Origin of the sequence: Enterobacter sp. PI-10 (assembly GCF_027947695.1) — a bacterium.
Lineage (GTDB): Bacteria > Pseudomonadota > Gammaproteobacteria > Enterobacterales > Enterobacteriaceae > Enterobacter > Enterobacter vonholyi.
Window position 1 is genome coordinate 90,127 of record NZ_JAJNOG010000011.1, and the last position, 16,529, is coordinate 106,655.

16 protein-coding genes are annotated in these 16,529 nt (G+C 57.3%); 5 read left to right on the forward strand and 11 right to left on the reverse strand.

The window, feature by feature from the left end; translation table 11 throughout:
• Genes livG through livK form a run of 4 tightly spaced genes read right to left on the reverse strand, consistent with a single transcriptional unit; the run spans position 1 to position 4,121 of the window.
• Positions 1-768 carry a high-affinity branched-chain amino acid ABC transporter ATP-binding protein LivG gene (gene livG / locus LRM19_RS19370; protein WP_024906698.1) on the reverse strand — a complete coding sequence of 256 codons (768 nt, stop codon included), beginning with the start codon at positions 766-768 and terminating at the stop codon, positions 1-3.
• Positions 765-2,042, reverse strand: a complete 1,278-nt coding sequence (gene livM, locus LRM19_RS19375; RefSeq protein ID WP_048226437.1) for a branched chain amino acid ABC transporter permease LivM — start codon at positions 2,040-2,042, stop codon at positions 765-767. The genes livG and livM overlap by 4 nt, the downstream gene beginning before the upstream one ends.
• Positions 2,039-2,965, reverse strand: a complete 927-nt coding sequence (gene livH, locus LRM19_RS19380; RefSeq protein ID WP_013099131.1) for a high-affinity branched-chain amino acid ABC transporter permease LivH — start codon at positions 2,963-2,965, stop codon at positions 2,039-2,041. The genes livM and livH overlap by 4 nt, the downstream gene beginning before the upstream one ends.
• A 46-nt stretch (positions 2,966-3,011) precedes the next feature.
• On the reverse strand, positions 3,012-4,121 hold the full coding sequence (gene livK, locus LRM19_RS19385) for a high-affinity branched-chain amino acid ABC transporter substrate-binding protein LivK (protein ID WP_008500098.1): 1,110 nt from the start codon (positions 4,119-4,121) through the stop codon (positions 3,012-3,014).
• A 424-nt stretch (positions 4,122-4,545) separates the two neighbouring features.
• Between livK and panM the strand changes: the two genes are divergently transcribed.
• On the forward strand, positions 4,546-4,929 hold the full coding sequence (gene panM / locus LRM19_RS19390; protein ID WP_023334145.1) for an aspartate 1-decarboxylase autocleavage activator PanM: 384 nt from the start codon (positions 4,546-4,548) through the stop codon (positions 4,927-4,929).
• A 177-nt stretch (positions 4,930-5,106) separates the two neighbouring features.
• Here the strand turns inward: panM and livJ are convergent, their stop codons facing one another.
• From livJ to ftsY, 6 genes are all read right to left on the reverse strand, one after another.
• The gene (gene livJ, locus LRM19_RS19395; RefSeq protein ID WP_143344528.1) at positions 5,107-6,207 is read right to left on the reverse strand and encodes a branched chain amino acid ABC transporter substrate-binding protein LivJ; all 1,101 of its coding nucleotides are present in this window, start codon (positions 6,205-6,207) and stop codon (positions 5,107-5,109) included.
• 197 nt (positions 6,208-6,404) lie between these two features.
• Entirely contained in the window at positions 6,405-7,670 is a 1,266-nt protein-coding gene (locus tag LRM19_RS19400) for a 4-aminobutyrate--2-oxoglutarate transaminase (protein ID WP_271369651.1), read from the reverse strand.
• 136 nt (positions 7,671-7,806) lie between these two features.
• Complete coding sequence (rpoH, locus tag LRM19_RS19405) at positions 7,807-8,664, reverse strand: RNA polymerase sigma factor RpoH (protein ID WP_115876938.1); 858 nt, start codon at positions 8,662-8,664, stop codon at positions 7,807-7,809.
• Positions 8,665-8,915: 251 nt separating this feature from the next.
• Positions 8,916-9,971, reverse strand: coding sequence for a permease-like cell division protein FtsX (gene ftsX / locus LRM19_RS19410; protein ID WP_271369652.1), 1,056 nt, complete (start codon positions 9,969-9,971; stop codon positions 8,916-8,918).
• The gene (gene ftsE / locus LRM19_RS19415) at positions 9,964-10,629 is read right to left on the reverse strand and encodes a cell division ATP-binding protein FtsE (RefSeq protein ID WP_045402529.1); all 666 of its coding nucleotides are present in this window, start codon (positions 10,627-10,629) and stop codon (positions 9,964-9,966) included. The genes ftsX and ftsE overlap by 8 nt, the downstream gene beginning before the upstream one ends.
• 2 nt (positions 10,630-10,631) lie before the next feature.
• Positions 10,632-12,092, reverse strand: coding sequence for a signal recognition particle-docking protein FtsY (gene ftsY / locus LRM19_RS19420; RefSeq protein WP_115876939.1), 1,461 nt, complete (start codon positions 12,090-12,092; stop codon positions 10,632-10,634).
• A 127-nt stretch (positions 12,093-12,219) separates the two neighbouring features.
• Here ftsY and rsmD point away from each other — a divergent pair, with 127 nt between their 5' ends.
• Positions 12,220-12,822, forward strand: a complete 603-nt coding sequence (gene rsmD, locus LRM19_RS19425) for a 16S rRNA (guanine(966)-N(2))-methyltransferase (RefSeq protein WP_023310014.1) — start codon at positions 12,220-12,222, stop codon at positions 12,820-12,822.
• The gene (locus tag LRM19_RS19430; protein ID WP_010436509.1) at positions 12,806-13,087 is read left to right on the forward strand and encodes a DUF1145 family protein; all 282 of its coding nucleotides are present in this window, start codon (positions 12,806-12,808) and stop codon (positions 13,085-13,087) included. The genes rsmD and LRM19_RS19430 overlap by 17 nt, the downstream gene beginning before the upstream one ends.
• 60 nt (positions 13,088-13,147) lie before the next feature.
• On the opposite strand, the gene LRM19_RS19435 is transcribed toward LRM19_RS19430, so the two are convergent.
• Positions 13,148-13,504: a DUF2500 domain-containing protein gene (locus tag LRM19_RS19435; RefSeq protein ID WP_271369653.1), complete on the reverse strand. Its 357-nt coding sequence runs from the start codon at positions 13,502-13,504 to the stop codon at positions 13,148-13,150.
• Positions 13,505-13,633: 129 nt separating this feature from the next.
• On the opposite strand from LRM19_RS19435, the gene LRM19_RS19440 reads away from it, so the two are divergent.
• Positions 13,634-14,260 carry a lysoplasmalogenase gene (locus LRM19_RS19440; RefSeq protein ID WP_024906687.1) on the forward strand — a complete coding sequence of 209 codons (627 nt, stop codon included), beginning with the start codon at positions 13,634-13,636 and terminating at the stop codon, positions 14,258-14,260.
• A 76-nt stretch (positions 14,261-14,336) separates the two neighbouring features.
• Complete coding sequence (gene zntA, locus LRM19_RS19445) at positions 14,337-16,508, forward strand: Zn(II)/Cd(II)/Pb(II) translocating P-type ATPase ZntA (protein ID WP_271369654.1); 2,172 nt, start codon at positions 14,337-14,339, stop codon at positions 16,506-16,508.
• The last annotated feature ends 21 nt before the right edge of the window (positions 16,509-16,529 follow it).

The window sequence follows — 16,529 nt, forward strand, 5'->3', positions numbered from 1 at the left end:
TTATGCCTCACCCAGGTATGCGCGGATCACGTCCGGGTTGTTGCGGATCTCTTCCGGCGTGCCGTTTGCCAGCGGCGTACCCTGGTTAACCACGTAGATACGGTCGGAAATGCCCATTACCAGCTTCATGTCGTGCTCAATCAGCAGAATGGTGGTGTCGTGGTGATCGCGCAGCTCGGCAATCAGCTCGTCCAGCTCTTTGGTCTCTTTCGGGTTGAGGCCCGCCGCCGGTTCGTCGAGCATCAGGATTTCCGGCTGGGTGACCATGCAGCGCACAATCTCCAGACGACGCTGGTCGCCGTAGGCCAGGTTGCTCGCCTGACGGTTGGCGTGCTGCAGCAGGCCAATTCGGTCGAGCCAGGTGGCGGCGCGATCGAGCGCTTCATCCTGGGCGCGGCGGAAGGCCGGGGTTTTCAGCAGACCGGAGAACAGCCCGGTTTTCAGCTGCTGATGCTGCGCAACCAGCAGGTTCTCAATCACCGTCATCTCGCGGAACAGACGCACGTGCTGGAAGGTACGCACCACGCCCATGCGGGCAATCTGCTGGCCCGGCAGCCCTTCAAGGTGCTTGTCGCGCAGCATGATGGTGCCGCCCGTCGGCTTGTAGAAGCCGGTCAGGCAGTTAAAGACGGTGGTTTTCCCCGCGCCGTTCGGGCCAATCAGGGAGACAATCTCTTTCTTGTGCAGATCCAGTGACACATTGTTGACCGCCAGCAGGCCGCCAAAACGCATCATCAGACCGTTAACGGATAATAATGGCTGACTCATGCCTGCTCTCCTTTCGCTTGCCCGTTCTTCAGCTTCAGCTGTGGACGGGTCATCGGCAGCAAGCCCTGCGGACGCCAGATCATCATCAGCACCATCAAACCACCCAGCATTAACATGCTGTATTCGTTAAAGTCGCGCATCAGCTCGCGCGAAACCACCAGCAGGATGGCCGCGAGGATAACGGCGAACTGCGAGCCCATCCCGCCGAGCACCACAATCGCCAGCACAAAGGCAGATTCGGCAAAGGTGAACGATTCCGGGCTGACGAAGCCCTGACGCGCGGCAAACAGCGTCCCGGCGAAACCGGCAAACGCGGCGCTGATGGTGAACGCGGTCAGCTTGATGCGTGTCGGGTTCAGGCCCAGGGAACGGCAGGCAATCTCATCCTCGCGCAGTGCTTCCCACGCGCGGCCCAGCGGCATGCGCAGCAGGCGGTTAATCACGAACAGGGTGATCACCACCAGCAGCAGCGCCACCAGATAGAGCCAGATCACGCGGTCGGACGGGTCATACTTCACGCCGAAGAAGTTACTGAAGGTATCCCAGCCGCCTTCGCGGGCGGTACGGCTGAACTCCAGACCGAAGAAGGTCGGTTTCGGGATCTGGCTGATGCCGTTCGGGCCGCCGGTCACTTCGGTGTTGTTCAGCAGCAGGATACGGACGATTTCACCGAAGCCTAAGGTCACGATCGCCAGGTAGTCACCGCGCAGGCGCAGCACCGGGAAGCCAAGCAGGAAACCGGCTGCGGCGGAGACCAGCCCCGCCAGCGGCAGACAGGTCCAGAAGCCGAGGCCGTAATAGTGGTTCAGCAGCGCGAAGGTGTAGGCGCCGATGGCGTAGAAGCCGCCGTAGCCAAGCACCAGCAGGCCAGATAGCCCCACCACCACATTCAGACCAAGACCAAGAATCACGTAGATCATGGTCAGGGTAGCGATATCTACGGTTCCACGAGAGACCACAAACGGCCACGCCACGGCGGCCACCAGCAGCGCCACGAGGAACAGCTTCTGCTTAACGGTTGACCCGTCGATGGCCGGCAGAACGAATTTCGGCCCGGAGACGTTTTTCAGCGACTTCTGGAACAGCGGACGCAGCAGCTGGAACAGGAACACCACGGCAGTGCCGATAAATACCCACTGCCAGCGGATGTCGGGGGCGGCGTCTACCACCAGCTTCGTCCCGTCCAGACCTAACTGGACGCCCATAAAGACGCCCGCCAGCACGAAGAACATGGCGGCAGAGAGCAGCGCCATTGCAAAATGCATCGGTTTCATACTTTCTCTACCTCCGGACGGCCCAGAATACCGGTAGGCATCACCAGCAGAACCAGAATCAGCAGGGCAAACGACACCACATCTTTATACTCAGTGCTCAGATACGCCGAGGAGAGCGCTTCCGCCACACCCAGGATCAGGCCGCCGATCATCGCCCCCGGAATACTGCCGATACCGCCCAGAACCGCCGCGGTAAACGCTTTCATCCCGGCCATAAAGCCGATGTACGGGTTGATCACGCCGTAGAACTGGCCGAGCAGCACGCCTGCGACGGCCGCCATCGCGGCGCCAATCACGAAGGTCAGGGCAATCACGCGGTCGGTGTTGATGCCGAGCAGGCTCGCCATCTTCAGGTCTTCTGCGCAGGCGCGGCAGGCGCGACCCATACGCGAGTAGCGGATGAACAGCGTCAGGGCGAGCATCGCAATAAAGGTCACGACCCAGATAACCAGCTGCATAGTGGTGATAGAAGCCGAGAAGTTTTCACTGGCCCCCACAATCCACTGGCCGTTAAACAGGCTTGGCAGCGCCACGTCACGCGAGCCTTCGGTGAGGCTGACGTAGTTTTGCAGGAAGATCGACATCCCGATCGCGGAAATCAACGCAATCAGACGCTTGGAGCTGCGCACCGGCCGGTAGGCCACGCGCTCGATGCTCCAGCCGTAGGCGCTGGCAATCACAATCGCGCCAACAAACCCGGCGGCGACCAGCAGCCAGCTGCTGTCGATGCCCATCATCATAAGGGCAGCAATAATCATAAAGGAGACATAGCTACCGATCATGTAGACCTCGCCGTGGGCGAAGTTGATCATGCCGATAATGCCGTAAACCATCGTATAGCCGATGGCGATCAGCGCGTAGGTGCTTCCCAGCGTAACGCCGTTAAACATCTGCTGCAGGAAATAGAGAAACTGCTCGGACATATGCAAACCTTTTTATACCCGCCCGTCAGTCCGGGCGGTGGGATAATTATTTGGCGGCCGAAGACGAACCGTCGGCGTGCCACTTAAAGACACCAAACTCAAATCCCTTCAGATCGCCTTTCTCATCCCAGTTCAGCGGCCCAATCACGGTGTTCGCCCCGTGTGCTTTTAAATCTTTCACCAGATCCAGCGGTTCTTTGCTGCCGGTACGATCCAGCGCGGTGGCCAGAGACTGCACGGCGGCGTAGGTGATCCAGACGTACGGACCACTCGGATCTTTCTTCTGCGCCTTGAGCGCATCCACGATAGCCTTGTTGGCCGGATCCTGGTCATAGCGTTTTGGCATCGTCACCAGCATGCCTTCGGCAGAATCCCCGGCGATGTTTGACAGAGAGGCATTGCCCACGCCCTCTGGCCCCATAAACTGGGTCTTCAGACCGGTGGCGCGCGCCTGACGCAGCATCTGGCCCATCTCCGGGTAGTAGCCGCCGTAGTAAACAAAGTCGATATTCTCTTTTTGCAGGCGGGCGATCAGCGCGGAAAAGTCTTTCTCACCGGCGGTAATCCCGTCGAAAAAGACGATGTTTGCGCCGCCTTTTTTCAGGCCGTCCTGAACGGAGCGCGCCAGGCCTTCGCCGTACTGCTGCTTGTCATGAATAATGGCGATACGCTGCGGCTTGACGGTTTCAAGGATGTATTTGGCGGCGGTTGGCCCCTGAGAGGAGTCCAGCCCCGCGGTACGCATGATGTGCTGGTATCCGCGCTGGGTCAGCTCAGGGTTAGTAGCGCCAGGGGTGATCATCAGAATGCCTTCGTCTTCGTAGATATCAGACGCGGGCTGAGTGGACGACGAGCACAGGTGGCCGATCACATACTGGATGCCGTCGTTGACGATTTTGTTGGCGACCGCGACGGCCTGTTTCGGATCGCAGGCGTCGTCATATTCTACGCCCACCAGCTTGTCGCCTTTGATGCCGCCCTTAGCGTTGATGTCTTTGATGGCCTGGCGCGCACCGTTGAACTCCATATCACCCCACTGGGCAACAGGGCCGGACATCGCGCCCACTACCGCAACTTTAATGTCCTCCGCCATGGCGGCATGCGAGATCGACAGTGCGACCATCCCCGCGATTAACGTCTTCGCGTTCCTTTTCATCTCTGAATCCCCATTCGTGATGTCGTGTTTATATTTTGTTTTATTATGCTTAAAAAGCATTCTGTACTTTTAATGAACAACGCTATTTTTACCAGTGCCTTTAATGGTTTAGCGCAGGTTTTTGTCAAAAACCAGACTAAAATCTCTATTTTTCAGGCGATTAAGCAAAGATAATATTCTGAAATCAGGCAGAGATAAACAAATAAAAGTGCAGTTTGCAGCATAAAATAACGGTACAAAGCGCCGAATAAATCACTACCATTCAGGTTAAAATTCTGCTTATTTTTCGATCCATGTGTTTTCAAACTGCCCATCGCGCTGCCAAAAAACTAATCACCTGGTTAATGAGAATAAAAAGAGGAAGCCGCTGAGTGAATAAATTGAGTACACTGCCTCTACTCAATTTGATTTGGACAAGTAGCTAATGAAACTGACTATCGTGCGTCTGGTGACCTTTAGCGACCAGGATCATATCGACCTGGGCAAGATCTGGCCGGAATATTCCCCTTCGTCGCTGCGCGTTGATGAGACCCACCGCATTTATGCCGCGCGTTTTAACGAGCGCCTGCTGGCTGCGGTTCGCGTCACCCTGAGCGGTACAGAAGGAGCGCTGGACTCACTGCGCGTTCGTGACGTCACCCGTCGTCGCGGCGTGGGACAGTATTTAATTGAAGAAGTGATCCGCGAAAACCCAAGCGTGACCTCATGGTGGATGGCCGACGTGGGCGTGGAAGACCGCGGCGTGATGGCAGCGTTTATGCAGGCGTTAGGCTTTACGGCGCAGGAGAGCGGGTGGGAGAAGCGCTAAAAGAAAGCCGGGTGGCGGCTGCGCCTTACCCGGCCTACATTCTCCACTGTATTTTCCCAAGCATTTCGTGTTGCAGGAAGGCGGCAAGTTATGAAATCCCCGGGAGCTTACATAAGTAAGTGACCGGGGTTGAATAACGCAGCCAACGCACCTGCGGCGCGAAAGGAGACGGGAAAATTATTTTGCGTCTGTCGCCGTGCCATTGGCATGCCAGTCAAACACGCCGAACTCGAAGCCCTTCAGGTCGCCCTTCTCGTCCCAGGAGAGTGGCCCCATAACGGTCTGAACCGTATTCGCTTTCAGCCAGGTGGCAATTTCAGCCGGATCGGCTGACTGGTTCAGACCTGCCTGCAGAGACTGCAGCGCCGCGTAGGTGGTCCAGACGAACGCGCCGCTTGGATCCTGTTTCTTCGCCTTGATGGCATCTACGATAGGTTTGTTCGCAGGGACCTGGTCGTAGTTCTTCGGTTTGGTCACCAGCAGACCTTCGGCTGATTCACCCGCAATGTTAGACAGAGAAACGTTCGCCACGCCTTCCGGGCCCATAAACTGGGTTTTCAGGCCCGCAGCGCGCGCCTGACGCAGGATCTGGCCCATTTCCGGATGGTAGCCGCCGTAGTATACGAAGTCGATATTCTCTTTCTTCAGACGCGCAACCAGGGTGGAGAAGTCTTTCTCACCGGCGGTGATGCCGTCGAAGAACACCACGTCGGCATTGGCTTTCTTGAGGTTGTCCTGCACTGAACGCGCCAGACCTTCACCGTACTGCTGCTTGTCATGAACGATAGCAATGCGCTTCGGCTTCACTTTTTCAACGATGTATTTCGCCGCGGTTGGGCCCTGGTCAGAGTCCAGACCGGTGGTGCGCAGGGTCAGCTTGTAGCCACGCGCAGTCAGCTCCGGTGCGGTCGCTGCCGGGGTGATCATCAGAATACCTTCGTCTTCGTAGATGTCAGACGCGGGCTGAGTAGAGGAAGAGCACAGGTGACCGATAACGTATTTGATCCCGTCGTTCACCACTTTGTTCGCGACCGCGACCGCTTGTTTCGGGTCACAGGCATCATCATATTTTACGATCTGCAGTTTTTCGCCTTTGATACCGCCCTTAGCATTAATGTCTGCAACCGCCTGTTCAGCGCCGGTAAATTCCTGGTCGCCGTACTGTGCTACCGGACCGGACATCGCGCCAACCACAGCCACCTTGATGTCTGCCTGTGCCATGGTGCTGAATGCCAACGCGATACATCCTGCCAGTAACGCTTTACCCTTCATGTTCATCCTGAGATTCCCCATTATTATGGTTATTACGATTGTTGTGATGTTGTTGTGCAGCGCTTTATGTCAGTTATAGGTGTGCTGTCCGCGCTTTTTCAGCATACTCTGCTAAAACATACCCGATTTTTATGATTTTGGAATAGCTAATTTGAAATGAATATATGATAAGCCCGGCAGGATTTACCGCCGGGCATGTGGCTTTAACGTGTCAGCGACGCGGAGATAATGTCCAGCGCTTTACGGAACTGCACTTCGGGAATCGTCAGCGGATAGAGGAAACGAATGACGTTGCCGTAGACGCCGCAGCTTAGAAGCAGCAGACCTTCCTGCAATGCACGCTCCTGCACCTGGCGGGTAAATTCCGGCGAAGGCTGGCCCGTTTGCGGGTCGTTAAACTCAACCGCCACCATCGAGCCCTGCGCGCGAATATCCGCGATATACGGGCAGTGTTCCTTCGCCTTGTTCAACACTTCCACCAGGTGATGGCCGAGATGCGCCGAGCGCGTGCAGAGATCTTCCTCGTCAATTACGTCCAGCACCGCGTGCGCTGCGGCAATCGCCAGCGGATTACCCGCGTAGGTGCCGCCCAGCCCGCCCGGCGCAGGCGCGTCCATCACGTCGGCACGGCCCGATACCGCCGAGAGCGGCATCCCGCCCGCCAGGCTTTTTGCCATGGTGATCAGGTCCGGCTTCACGCAGTGGTGTTCCATCGAGAAAAGCTTGCCGGTGCGGGCGAAGCCGCTTTGCACCTCGTCGGCAATCAGCAAAATACCGTGGGTATCGCACAGGGCGCGAAGAGCCTGCATAAAATCAGCAGGCGCAATGTTGAAACCGCCCTCTCCCTGAACCGGTTCGAGAATAATCGCCGCGACCTGGTCAGGAGCAATATCCGCTTTAAAGATACGTTCCAGGCTTTTTAACGCCTCAGCGGTGCTGACGCCGTGTAGGTCATTCGGATACTGCGCGTGATAAACCGAGCCGGGGAAGGGTCCGAAGCCGAGCTTGTACGGCGCAACTTTGCCGGTAAGCGCCATGGTCATAAAGGTGCGGCCGTGGAACGCGCCGCCGAAGGTGATAAGGCCAGGACGTTTGGTATAGGCGCGCGCAATTTTGACCGCGTTTTCGACCGCCTCAGCCCCCGTGGAGAAGAACGCCGTTTTGGCAGGACCTTCTACGGGCACGCGTGCGTTGATACGCTCGGCAAGCGCCACGTAGCCTTCGTACGGCACAATCTGGTAGGCCGTGTGGGTAAACGCGTGGAGTTGTTTTTCGATGGCGGAAATGACTTTGGGATGCCGATGGCCGGTATTCAGCACCGCGATCCCGGCGGCGAAGTCGATATACTCATTGCCTTCCACGTCCCACACCGTGGCGTTTTCGGCTTTATCGGCATAGAAGTTACACATCACGCCGATGCCGCGCGGCGTCGCCTGTAAACGCCGGTCGTTCAGTTCGTTGTTTTTCACCCTGTCCCCCTGAGAAAGTCGCCTGCTTAGCGCATCAGTAAGTGTTTGCCAGGGGGAGGGAATTCGCCAGAGCGGGCGCTAAAAAAACAAAACCCCCAGACTCTCATCCAGGGGTTCTCGGTGTACTTCGCGGAAATTACGCTTCGATAGCGGCGCGAAGTTTTTTCATGGCGTTCTTTTCAAGCTGACGCACACGTTCTGCAGAGACGCCGTAACGGTCAGCCAGCTCCTGCAGCGTGGACTTGTTGTCTTCGTCCAGCCAGCGGGCGCGGATAATATCCTGGCTACGTTCGTCGAGGCCTTCCATCGCATGGGTCAGCTTGTTCGCGGCCTGATCTTCCCAGTTGTCCTCTTCGATGCCATCAGCAAAGTTAGAGGTTTTATCCTGCAGATACAGAACCGGTGCCATCGGCTGGCTGTCGGAGGCGTCGTCGTCGGAGGACATATCAAAGGTCATGTCCTGCGCGGCCATACGGGATTCCATCTCACGCACGTCTTTGCTGGTTACGCCCAGCTCGCGCGCCACCATTTCCACTTCATCCTGGTTGAACCAGCCCAGACGCTGCTTGGTTTTACGCAGGTTAAAGAACAGTTTGCGTTGCGCTTTTGTCGTGGCGACTTTCACGATACGCCAGTTGCGCAGCACGTATTCATGAATCTCTGCCTTGATCCAGTGTACGGCGAAGGAGACGAGTCGCACACCCACTTCCGGGTTGAAGCGACGCACAGCCTTCATCAGGCCGATGTTGCCTTCCTGAATCAAGTCCGCCTGCGGCAGGCCATAGCCCGCATAATTACGAGCAATGTGAACAACAAAGCGCAGGTGAGACAGGATCAGCTTTTTCGCTGCTTCCAGATCGCCCTGGTAATGCAGCTTTTCAGCAAGCTCCTTTTCTTCCTCGGCCGTTAACATCGGCCAGGTGTTCGCAGCCCGGATATAAGATTCCAGGTTACCAACAGGGGCTAAAGCTAAAGTTTGCATTTCTTTGGTCATTCATTCCTCTCAGTATTTCTTCTGGTCCAGGCTGTCCCCGTCAGGCAACAACCATGCCAAAGCGTTTGAGCAACGAGATTAACATTCACTCTTTTATCAGACAGTGATTTTATCCACAAGTTCCAGGTGCAACGGTGAATAAATTACGCACAAAATGTGACATGGAGATGATAACAGGGGAAGAGACAACAGGGACGCTTTCCCTGCAGAGCGAACATCTCGGTGCAGGGAAAGATTATATCACGCTTTTATTAGTCGGGAGTAAAGTGACGTAAATGTTGAACGGTTGCCAGCCACGCTGCCACCCACCCAATCATCGAACACACCAGCAGCAGTAACAGGCACTCATCGAACCCTAAGCCACTGATATCAAACTTCGTTCCGAAAACCTGCGCCACTTCAGTCACGGCAGACGAAAGCCGCATCACCAAAATTTCTGACAATATCAGTGAAAGAAATGCGCCGGAAAAACCGAGCAGTGCGCCACCGTAAAGGAACGGTCGGAGGATGAAGCCATCCGTCGCACCAATCAGTTTCTGCACGTTGATGGTATCGCGACGGGCGAAAATGCTCAGGCGCACGCTGTTGCCGATGACGAGGAAGACCGCCGCTACCATCAGCACGCCAATCATCGCCGCGACGCGGCCTACCAGCCCGGTGAGAGCAGAAAGGCGCGCAAACCAGCTGTCATCCATGCGCACTTCATCAATGCCCTTAATGCGCGTGATGCGATCGCGCAGGGTGTTAAGCGACTCGGTCCCCTGGAAATCCAGCTTCGGGATCACCACCGCCACGGCGGGCAGCGGGTTCTCTTCAAGCATATCCAGCGCGCCGCCAAAGCCAGACCAGTTACGGAACTCGCCCAGCGCGTCTTCACGTGAGAGATAGTTGACCTTCTCCACGCCCTGCTCGGCCTGAATTTGCCCAACCACCTGGGCCGCCGCGTTATCGTCGAGCGCTTTATCCAGATAGACCGTGATCTGCGGGGACGGATAATACTGTGAGGCCGCCTGGTTGACGTTTTTATAGACCATATAGCAGACGCTCGGCAGCGTGAGGGAGATGGCGATCACCATCACCGTCAGGAACGTCGCAAGCGGTTTGCTTTTCAGGTCCTGCAGCGCGCCGTGGAACGCGTAGCGCACCTGCTCGTTAAAGACGTTGGTTTTACGGGAGGCCGGTTTTGTCGCGGCCTTCTGGCGCTTCGGCGCATTACGATTGCCGTCCCCCCCGCCCTGCGGCTTACGGAAACGGTCAAACCGGTTCCCGAACTGCCGAATCTGGTTTATTGCATCACGCTTATTCACCGTGGCCTCCGTGCAAATGACCGTCGCTCAGGGTCAGCATGCGGTACGAACGACGGGAAATCAGCCCGATGTCGTGCGTTGCCATCAATACGGTGACCCCTACGCGGTTAAATTCCTCAAACAGACGCAAAATCCCTTCTGACAGAGCATCGTCCAGGTTACCGGTCGGTTCATCCGCCAGCAGCACCGCAGGCTTGTTCACCACCGCGCGGGCGATACCCACGCGCTGCTGTTCACCGCCGGAGAGCTGGATCGGGAAGTTCTTCGCTTTGTCCAGTAGCCCGACCTTATCCAGCGCCGCAGAGACGCGGCGGCGGATATCGTCATAGCTGGCGCCGGCAATAATCAGCGGAATGGCCACGTTATCGAAAACGGTGCGATCCATCAGCAGGTGGTGATCCTGGAAAATCATACCGATCTGGCGACGCAGGAACGGCACCTCACGGTTTTTCAGGCGGCTGATCTCATGGCCGCTGAAAAAGATCTTCCCGGCGCTTGGCCGCTCGATCCCACAGATAAGCTTGAGCAGGGTACTTTTCCCCGCGCCGGAATGGCCGGTCAGGAATGCCATCTCGCCCGGCTGCAGGTGGAATGTGACCCCCTGCAGCGCTTGTCTCCCACCGAGATAGGCCTTGCTGACGTGTTCAAAGCGAATCATTGTTAGTCCTCTCGGGCAAATAATGCCTCAATAAAGTCGTCCGCCTTAAACGGACGTAAATCCTCAATACGCTCGCCCACACCGATGTAACGGATAGGAATGCCGAACTGGTCAGCCACGGAGAAAATCACCCCGCCTTTCGCGGTGCCGTCCAGTTTGGTCAGCGTGATCCCCGTCAGTCCTACCGCTTCATGGAACAGCTTCGCCTGGCTGATGGCGTTCTGTCCGGTGCTGGCATCGATGGTCAGCATAATTTCATGCGGTGCGTCTTCGTCCAGCTTCTTCATGACGCGAACGATTTTCTTCAATTCTTCCATCAGGTGCGATTTGTTCTGCAAACGCCCTGCGGTATCGGCAATCAGCACGTCCACGTTGCGCGCCTTCGCCGCCTGGATGGCGTCAAAGATAACGGACGCGGAATCCGCGCCGGTATGCTGGGCAATCACCGGAATGTTGTTGCGCTGGCCCCACACCTGTAGCTGCTCAACCGCCGCTGCACGGAAGGTATCGCCCGCCGCCAGCATCACCGATTTGCCCTGCTGCTCGAACTGGCGCGCCAGCTTGCCGATGGTGGTGGTTTTACCCACGCCGTTCACGCCGACCATCAGAATAACAAATGGCGTTTTGCCTTCAATATTAAGCGGTTCGTCAACTTTTGCGAGAATTTCACCCATCTCGTCTTTCAGCAGACCGTACAGCGCTTCGGCGTCGCGCAGCTGTTTGCGGCTCGCCCCTTCGGTCAGATTGGCGATGATCTTACGGGTAGTTTCTACCCCAACGTCAGCAATCAGCAGCTGTTCTTCCAGCTCTTCAAACAGATCGTCGTCGATCTTTTTGCCGCGGAACAGACTGATAAATCCGGAACCTAAGTTTTCTTTAGTTTTAAGCAGGCTGCGCTTCAGGCGCGCGAAGAAACCTTCTTTGGTCGGTTTTTCCTGCTCCTGAACGATCTCGTCTTCGGCCTGCTCTTCTACCGGCACAACGATGACCGCTTCTTCAGCTGCCTCCGCCGCCAGCGCCTGGGCTTCCAGTTCTTCGTCGGTCAGCTCTGGCTCAAGCGTCGCTTCTTCTTCCACCGCCTCAACGATTTCAACGGTTTCCGCTTCGGCCTGCCACTCTTCGGCAGACACCGCTTCGTCTTTGACCTCTTCCGGCAGCGGAAGCTCTTCGTGTTCGATAGCGGCCTGTGGCGCTTCGGTAACGGCTTCGACGACAACCGGTTCTGGCTTCTCGCTCTCCTGAACCTGTTCAGTGATCTCAACCACCTCTTCAGCAAAGGTTTCAATCTCTTCTTTGCTGTGCGCCGTTTCTTCCGCTTCGACAACCGCGGCGGTTTCTACAGGCGTTTCAGGCTGTGACTGCTCTTCAACGGCTTGTTGCTCTTCGGTTTTCTGTTCTGTTTCTTGCTCTTTTTCACCGAAGCCCAGCCAGGAAAAGAAGCCACGTTTTTTTTGTTTTGCCATCTGCGACTACACTCCTCGCGGCGCTATATACATGGAAGCTAAAAAAATGATGAAATAGTCTAACACTTTACTTAATTGACATCACCGCCCGCAATCGCAGGCCAATTGTTAACAGAGCTTTCCTGAGATGAAGAAACCCAACCGCGCCCCGGCCGGTCAAATTCGTATTATCGGCGGTCAGTGGCGAGGCCGGAAATTACCGGTGCCGGACAGCCCCGGTTTACGCCCAACTACCGACCGCGTGCGCGAGACGCTGTTTAACTGGCTGGCTCCGTCTATGGTAGACGCCCACTGTCTGGACTGCTTCGCAGGAAGCGGCGCCCTCGGGCTGGAAGCGCTGTCGCGCTATGCCGCCAGCGCCACGCTGCTGGAGATGGAGCGCGGCGTTGCGCAGACACTGCAGCAAAATCTGGCGACGCTGAAGGCGAGCAACGCCAAAGTGGTGAACACCAACACGCTGAGCTTCCTCGCGCAAAAGGGCACGCCGCATAACGTGGTGTTTGTCGACCCGCCGTTCCGCAAGGGGCTGCTTGAAGAGACGTTATCCCTGCTGGAGCAAAACGGCTGGCTGGCGGATGACGCGCTAATTTATGTTGAAAGCGAAGTGGAAAACGGTTTACCGCCGGTTCCCGCCCACTGGGATCTGCACCGTGAAAAAGTGGCAGGTCAGGTTGCTTATCGTCTTTATCACCGTCAGGCACAAGGAGGATCCGATGCCGGTACTGATTAACCTGGGACGCTTGCTGATGCTGGGCGTCTGGGCGTTCTTGATTCTGAATCTGGTGCACCCGTTCCCGCGCCCGATGAACATTTTCGTTAACGTGGCGCTGATTTTCACGTCGTTTATGCACGCCCTTCAGATGGTGATGCTGAAAAACGGCCTGCCGAAAGACGGCCCGCAGATGACGGGCTGGCAGCAGCTGCGCGTCTTTATTTTCGGCGTGTTTGAGCTGCTGGTGTGGATGAAGAAGTTTAAGGCGCAGGTGAAGAAGTAAGGTGCGGCCTGATGCCCTCACCCTAACCCTCTCCCACAGGGAGAGGGAAACGATCGCGCATTACTCAGCCCTAAAATCTTCAAACCGCGACCCTTTGTAACTCAGCGTTCCTTTCTCTCCCACCGTCAGCTGGTGGTACTGTTGCGCCTCCAGGCGGAAGGTCATCTCAAGGCCGCCCGTTTCCGGCTTAAAGCTCGCTTCATAGCGCATTGTTGTGCCCGCAGGCGACACCTGCTGCTGGCGCGAGCGGCGGTCATTGAGCGGTTTTTCGCGTTTGTTCGTCACCACCACGCGCTTTTGCATCAGCGGTGCGGCATCGTTATCCGCCTTCTCGCGGCGCTGCTGCACGAAACGGAACGAGGCGGCAATGACGATAATCGCCACCACGATAATGAAAAAAAGCGGCATCTTGCTCATTGAAAAATCCCATCAGATTATGCGGAATTCAGGATACCTTGCCTTCCCCACCATTGCCAAACGCCCGCCCGCGTCACTACACTGGATCAGAAACTGATTATTCAGGCTTAACAGATACAGGGAGTTAATATGCTTTGGTCATTTATCGCTGTCTGTTTTTCCGCATGGCTTTATGTCGATGCGTCGTACCGTGGTCCCACCTGGCAGCGCTGGTTGTTTAAACCGGTCACGCTGCTGCTCCTGCTTCTGCTGGCCTGGCAAGCGCCAATGTTTAACGCCGTCAGCTATCTGGTGCTCGCCGGGCTGTGCGCCTCTCTGATTGGCGATGCCCTGACCCTGCTGCCGCGCCAGCGCCTGCTGTATGCCGTAGGGGCATTTTTCCTGTCGCATCTTCTGTATACCATCTACTTCGCCAGCCAGATGACGCTCTCTTTCTTCTGGCCGCTGCCGCTGGTCCTGCTGGTGATTGGCGCCCTGCTGATCGCGGTGATCTGGTCGCGTCTGGAAGAGATGCGTTTGCCGGTTTGTACGTTTATCGCCATGACGCTGGTAATGGTATGGCTGGCAGGTGAACTGTGGTTCTTTCGTCCGACCGCTCCGGCGATGTCAGCGTTCTTCGGCGCCGCACTGCTGCTGATCGGGAACGTCGTCTGGCTGGGCAGCCACTATCGCCGCCGCTTCCGGGCGGATAACGCGATTGCCGCCGCCTGTTACTTTGCCGGGCATTTCCTTATTGTGCGTTCGCTGTATATCTAAATAGCGCTTGACTCTGGAGTCGACTCCAGAGTGTATGCTGCGGTTAATGAGAAAATTATCATTGCCGGAGACTGCCATGTCGACTCCAGAAATACCTAAAAAAGTTCCTCAATTCTCGGCACTTAAGCTCAGCCCGGTTCCGTCGAAAGACGACTGCTGCTGCGAAGGCGCGTGCGAAACGCAAACTCAACCCCTTCCTGAAAGCGGCAACCGCTACAGCTGGGTCGTCAACGGCATGGACTGCGCCGCCTGCGCGCGCAAAGTGGAAAACGCCGTCAAACAGGTGCCGGGCGTGAGTCACGTTCAGGTGCTGTTCGCCACCGAAAAGCTGCTGGTTAGCGCCGATAACGACGTCAGCAAGCAGGTTGAAGCCGCCGTCAGCAAGGCAGGTTATACCCTGCGCAGCGAAACGGCGCCCGTTGAAAAAGTCTCCTCCCTGAAAGAAAACCTGCCGCTCATTACCCTCATCATCATGATGTCCCTGAGCTGGGGTCTGGAGCAGATTAACCACCCGTTCGGCAATCTGGCGTTTATCGCCACCACCCTGGTCGGTCTGTTCCCGATTGCCCGTCAGGCGCTGCGCCTGATGAAAAGCGGCAGCTGGTTTGCCATCGAAACGCTGATGAGCGTGGCGGCCATCGGCGCGCTGTTCATTGGCGCGACGGCAGAAGCGGCGATGGTGCTGCTGCTGTTCTTAATCGGCGAACGTCTTGAGGGCTGGGCGGCGAGCCGGGCGCGTAAAGGGGTCAGCGCGCTGATGGCGCTGAAGCCGGAAACCGCCATTCGCGTGGTAAACGGTACGCGTGAAACGGTCGCCATCACTACGCTGCGTCCGGGCGACGTGATAGAAATCGCGGCAGGCGGACGCCTGCCTGCAGACGGCGCGCTGCTTACCGCCACCGCAAGCTTTGATGAAAGCGCCCTGACCGGCGAGTCCATTCCGGTTGAACGTGAGGCGGGTGAAAAAGTGCCTGCAGGCGCCACCAGCGTCGATCGTCTGGTACAGCTCACCGTGCTTTCCGAGCCAGGCGACAGTGCCATCGACCGTATCCTGAAGCTGATTGAAGAGGCTGAGGAGCGCCGCGCGCCGGTCGAACGCTTTATCGACCGCTTCAGCCGGATCTACACGCCCGCCATTATGCTGGTGGCCCTACTGGTTACCGTCGTCCCACCGCTGTTCTTTGGCGCGCCGTGGGAGGGCTGGATTTATAAAGGGCTGACGCTGCTTCTGATCGGCTGCCCATGCGCGCTGGTGATTTCCACCCCGGCGGCGATTACGTCCGGTCTGGCGGCTGCGGCACGTCGCGGGGCGCTGATTAAGGGCGGCGCGGCGCTGGAGCAGCTCAGCCAGGTCCAGCATATCGCTTTTGATAAAACCGGTACGCTGACCGTGGGCAAGCCGCAGGTGACCGGCGTGTATCCGCAGGATATCAGTGAGGATGAACTGCTGACCCTGGCCGCCGCCGTTGAACAGGGCTCCACCCATCCGCTGGCGCAGGCGATTGTGCGTGAAGCGCAGTCGCGCGGACTAAACATACCTCCGGCAACCGCCCAGCGGGCGCTGGTAGGGTCAGGGATTGAGGCCACCGTTGACGGTAAAAAGGTGCTGATTGTCGCGGCGGGTAAGTCTTCTACTCCAGAGGTGGAGACGTTAGAACAGACCGGACAGACGGTCGTGACCGTCATGCAGGACGGCACCGCAAAAGGGATGCTGGCGCTACGCGACACCCTGCGCGATGACGCAAAAGAGGCCGTGGCGGCGCTGCATCAGCTGGGCGTGAAGGGCGTGATTCTCACCGGTGATAACCCTCGCGCGGCGGCAGCGATTGCCGGTGAGCTGGGGCTGGCGTTTAAAGCCGGATTGCTGCCTGCGGATAAGGTCAGCGCGGTGACGGAACTGAACGCTCAGGCTCCGCTGGCGATGGTCGGTGACGGGATTAACGATGCCCCGGCGATGAAAGCGTCCACCATTGGTATTGCGATGGGTAGCGGTACTGACGTGGCGCTGGAGACCGCCGACGCGGCGCTGACCCACAACCGCCTGACCGGGCTGGCCCAGATGATCGATCTTGCGCGCGCGACGCGGGCCAATATCCGTCAGAACATCGGCATCGCGCTCGGGCTGAAGGGGATTTTCCTGGTGACGACCCTGCTCGGCATGACCGGACTGTGGCTGGCTGTGCTAGCGGATACCGGGGCAACGGTGCTGGTGACGGCGAACGCGCTTCGGCTGCTGCGCCGCCGGTAAAAAAACGCCCGGTGGCGCTAA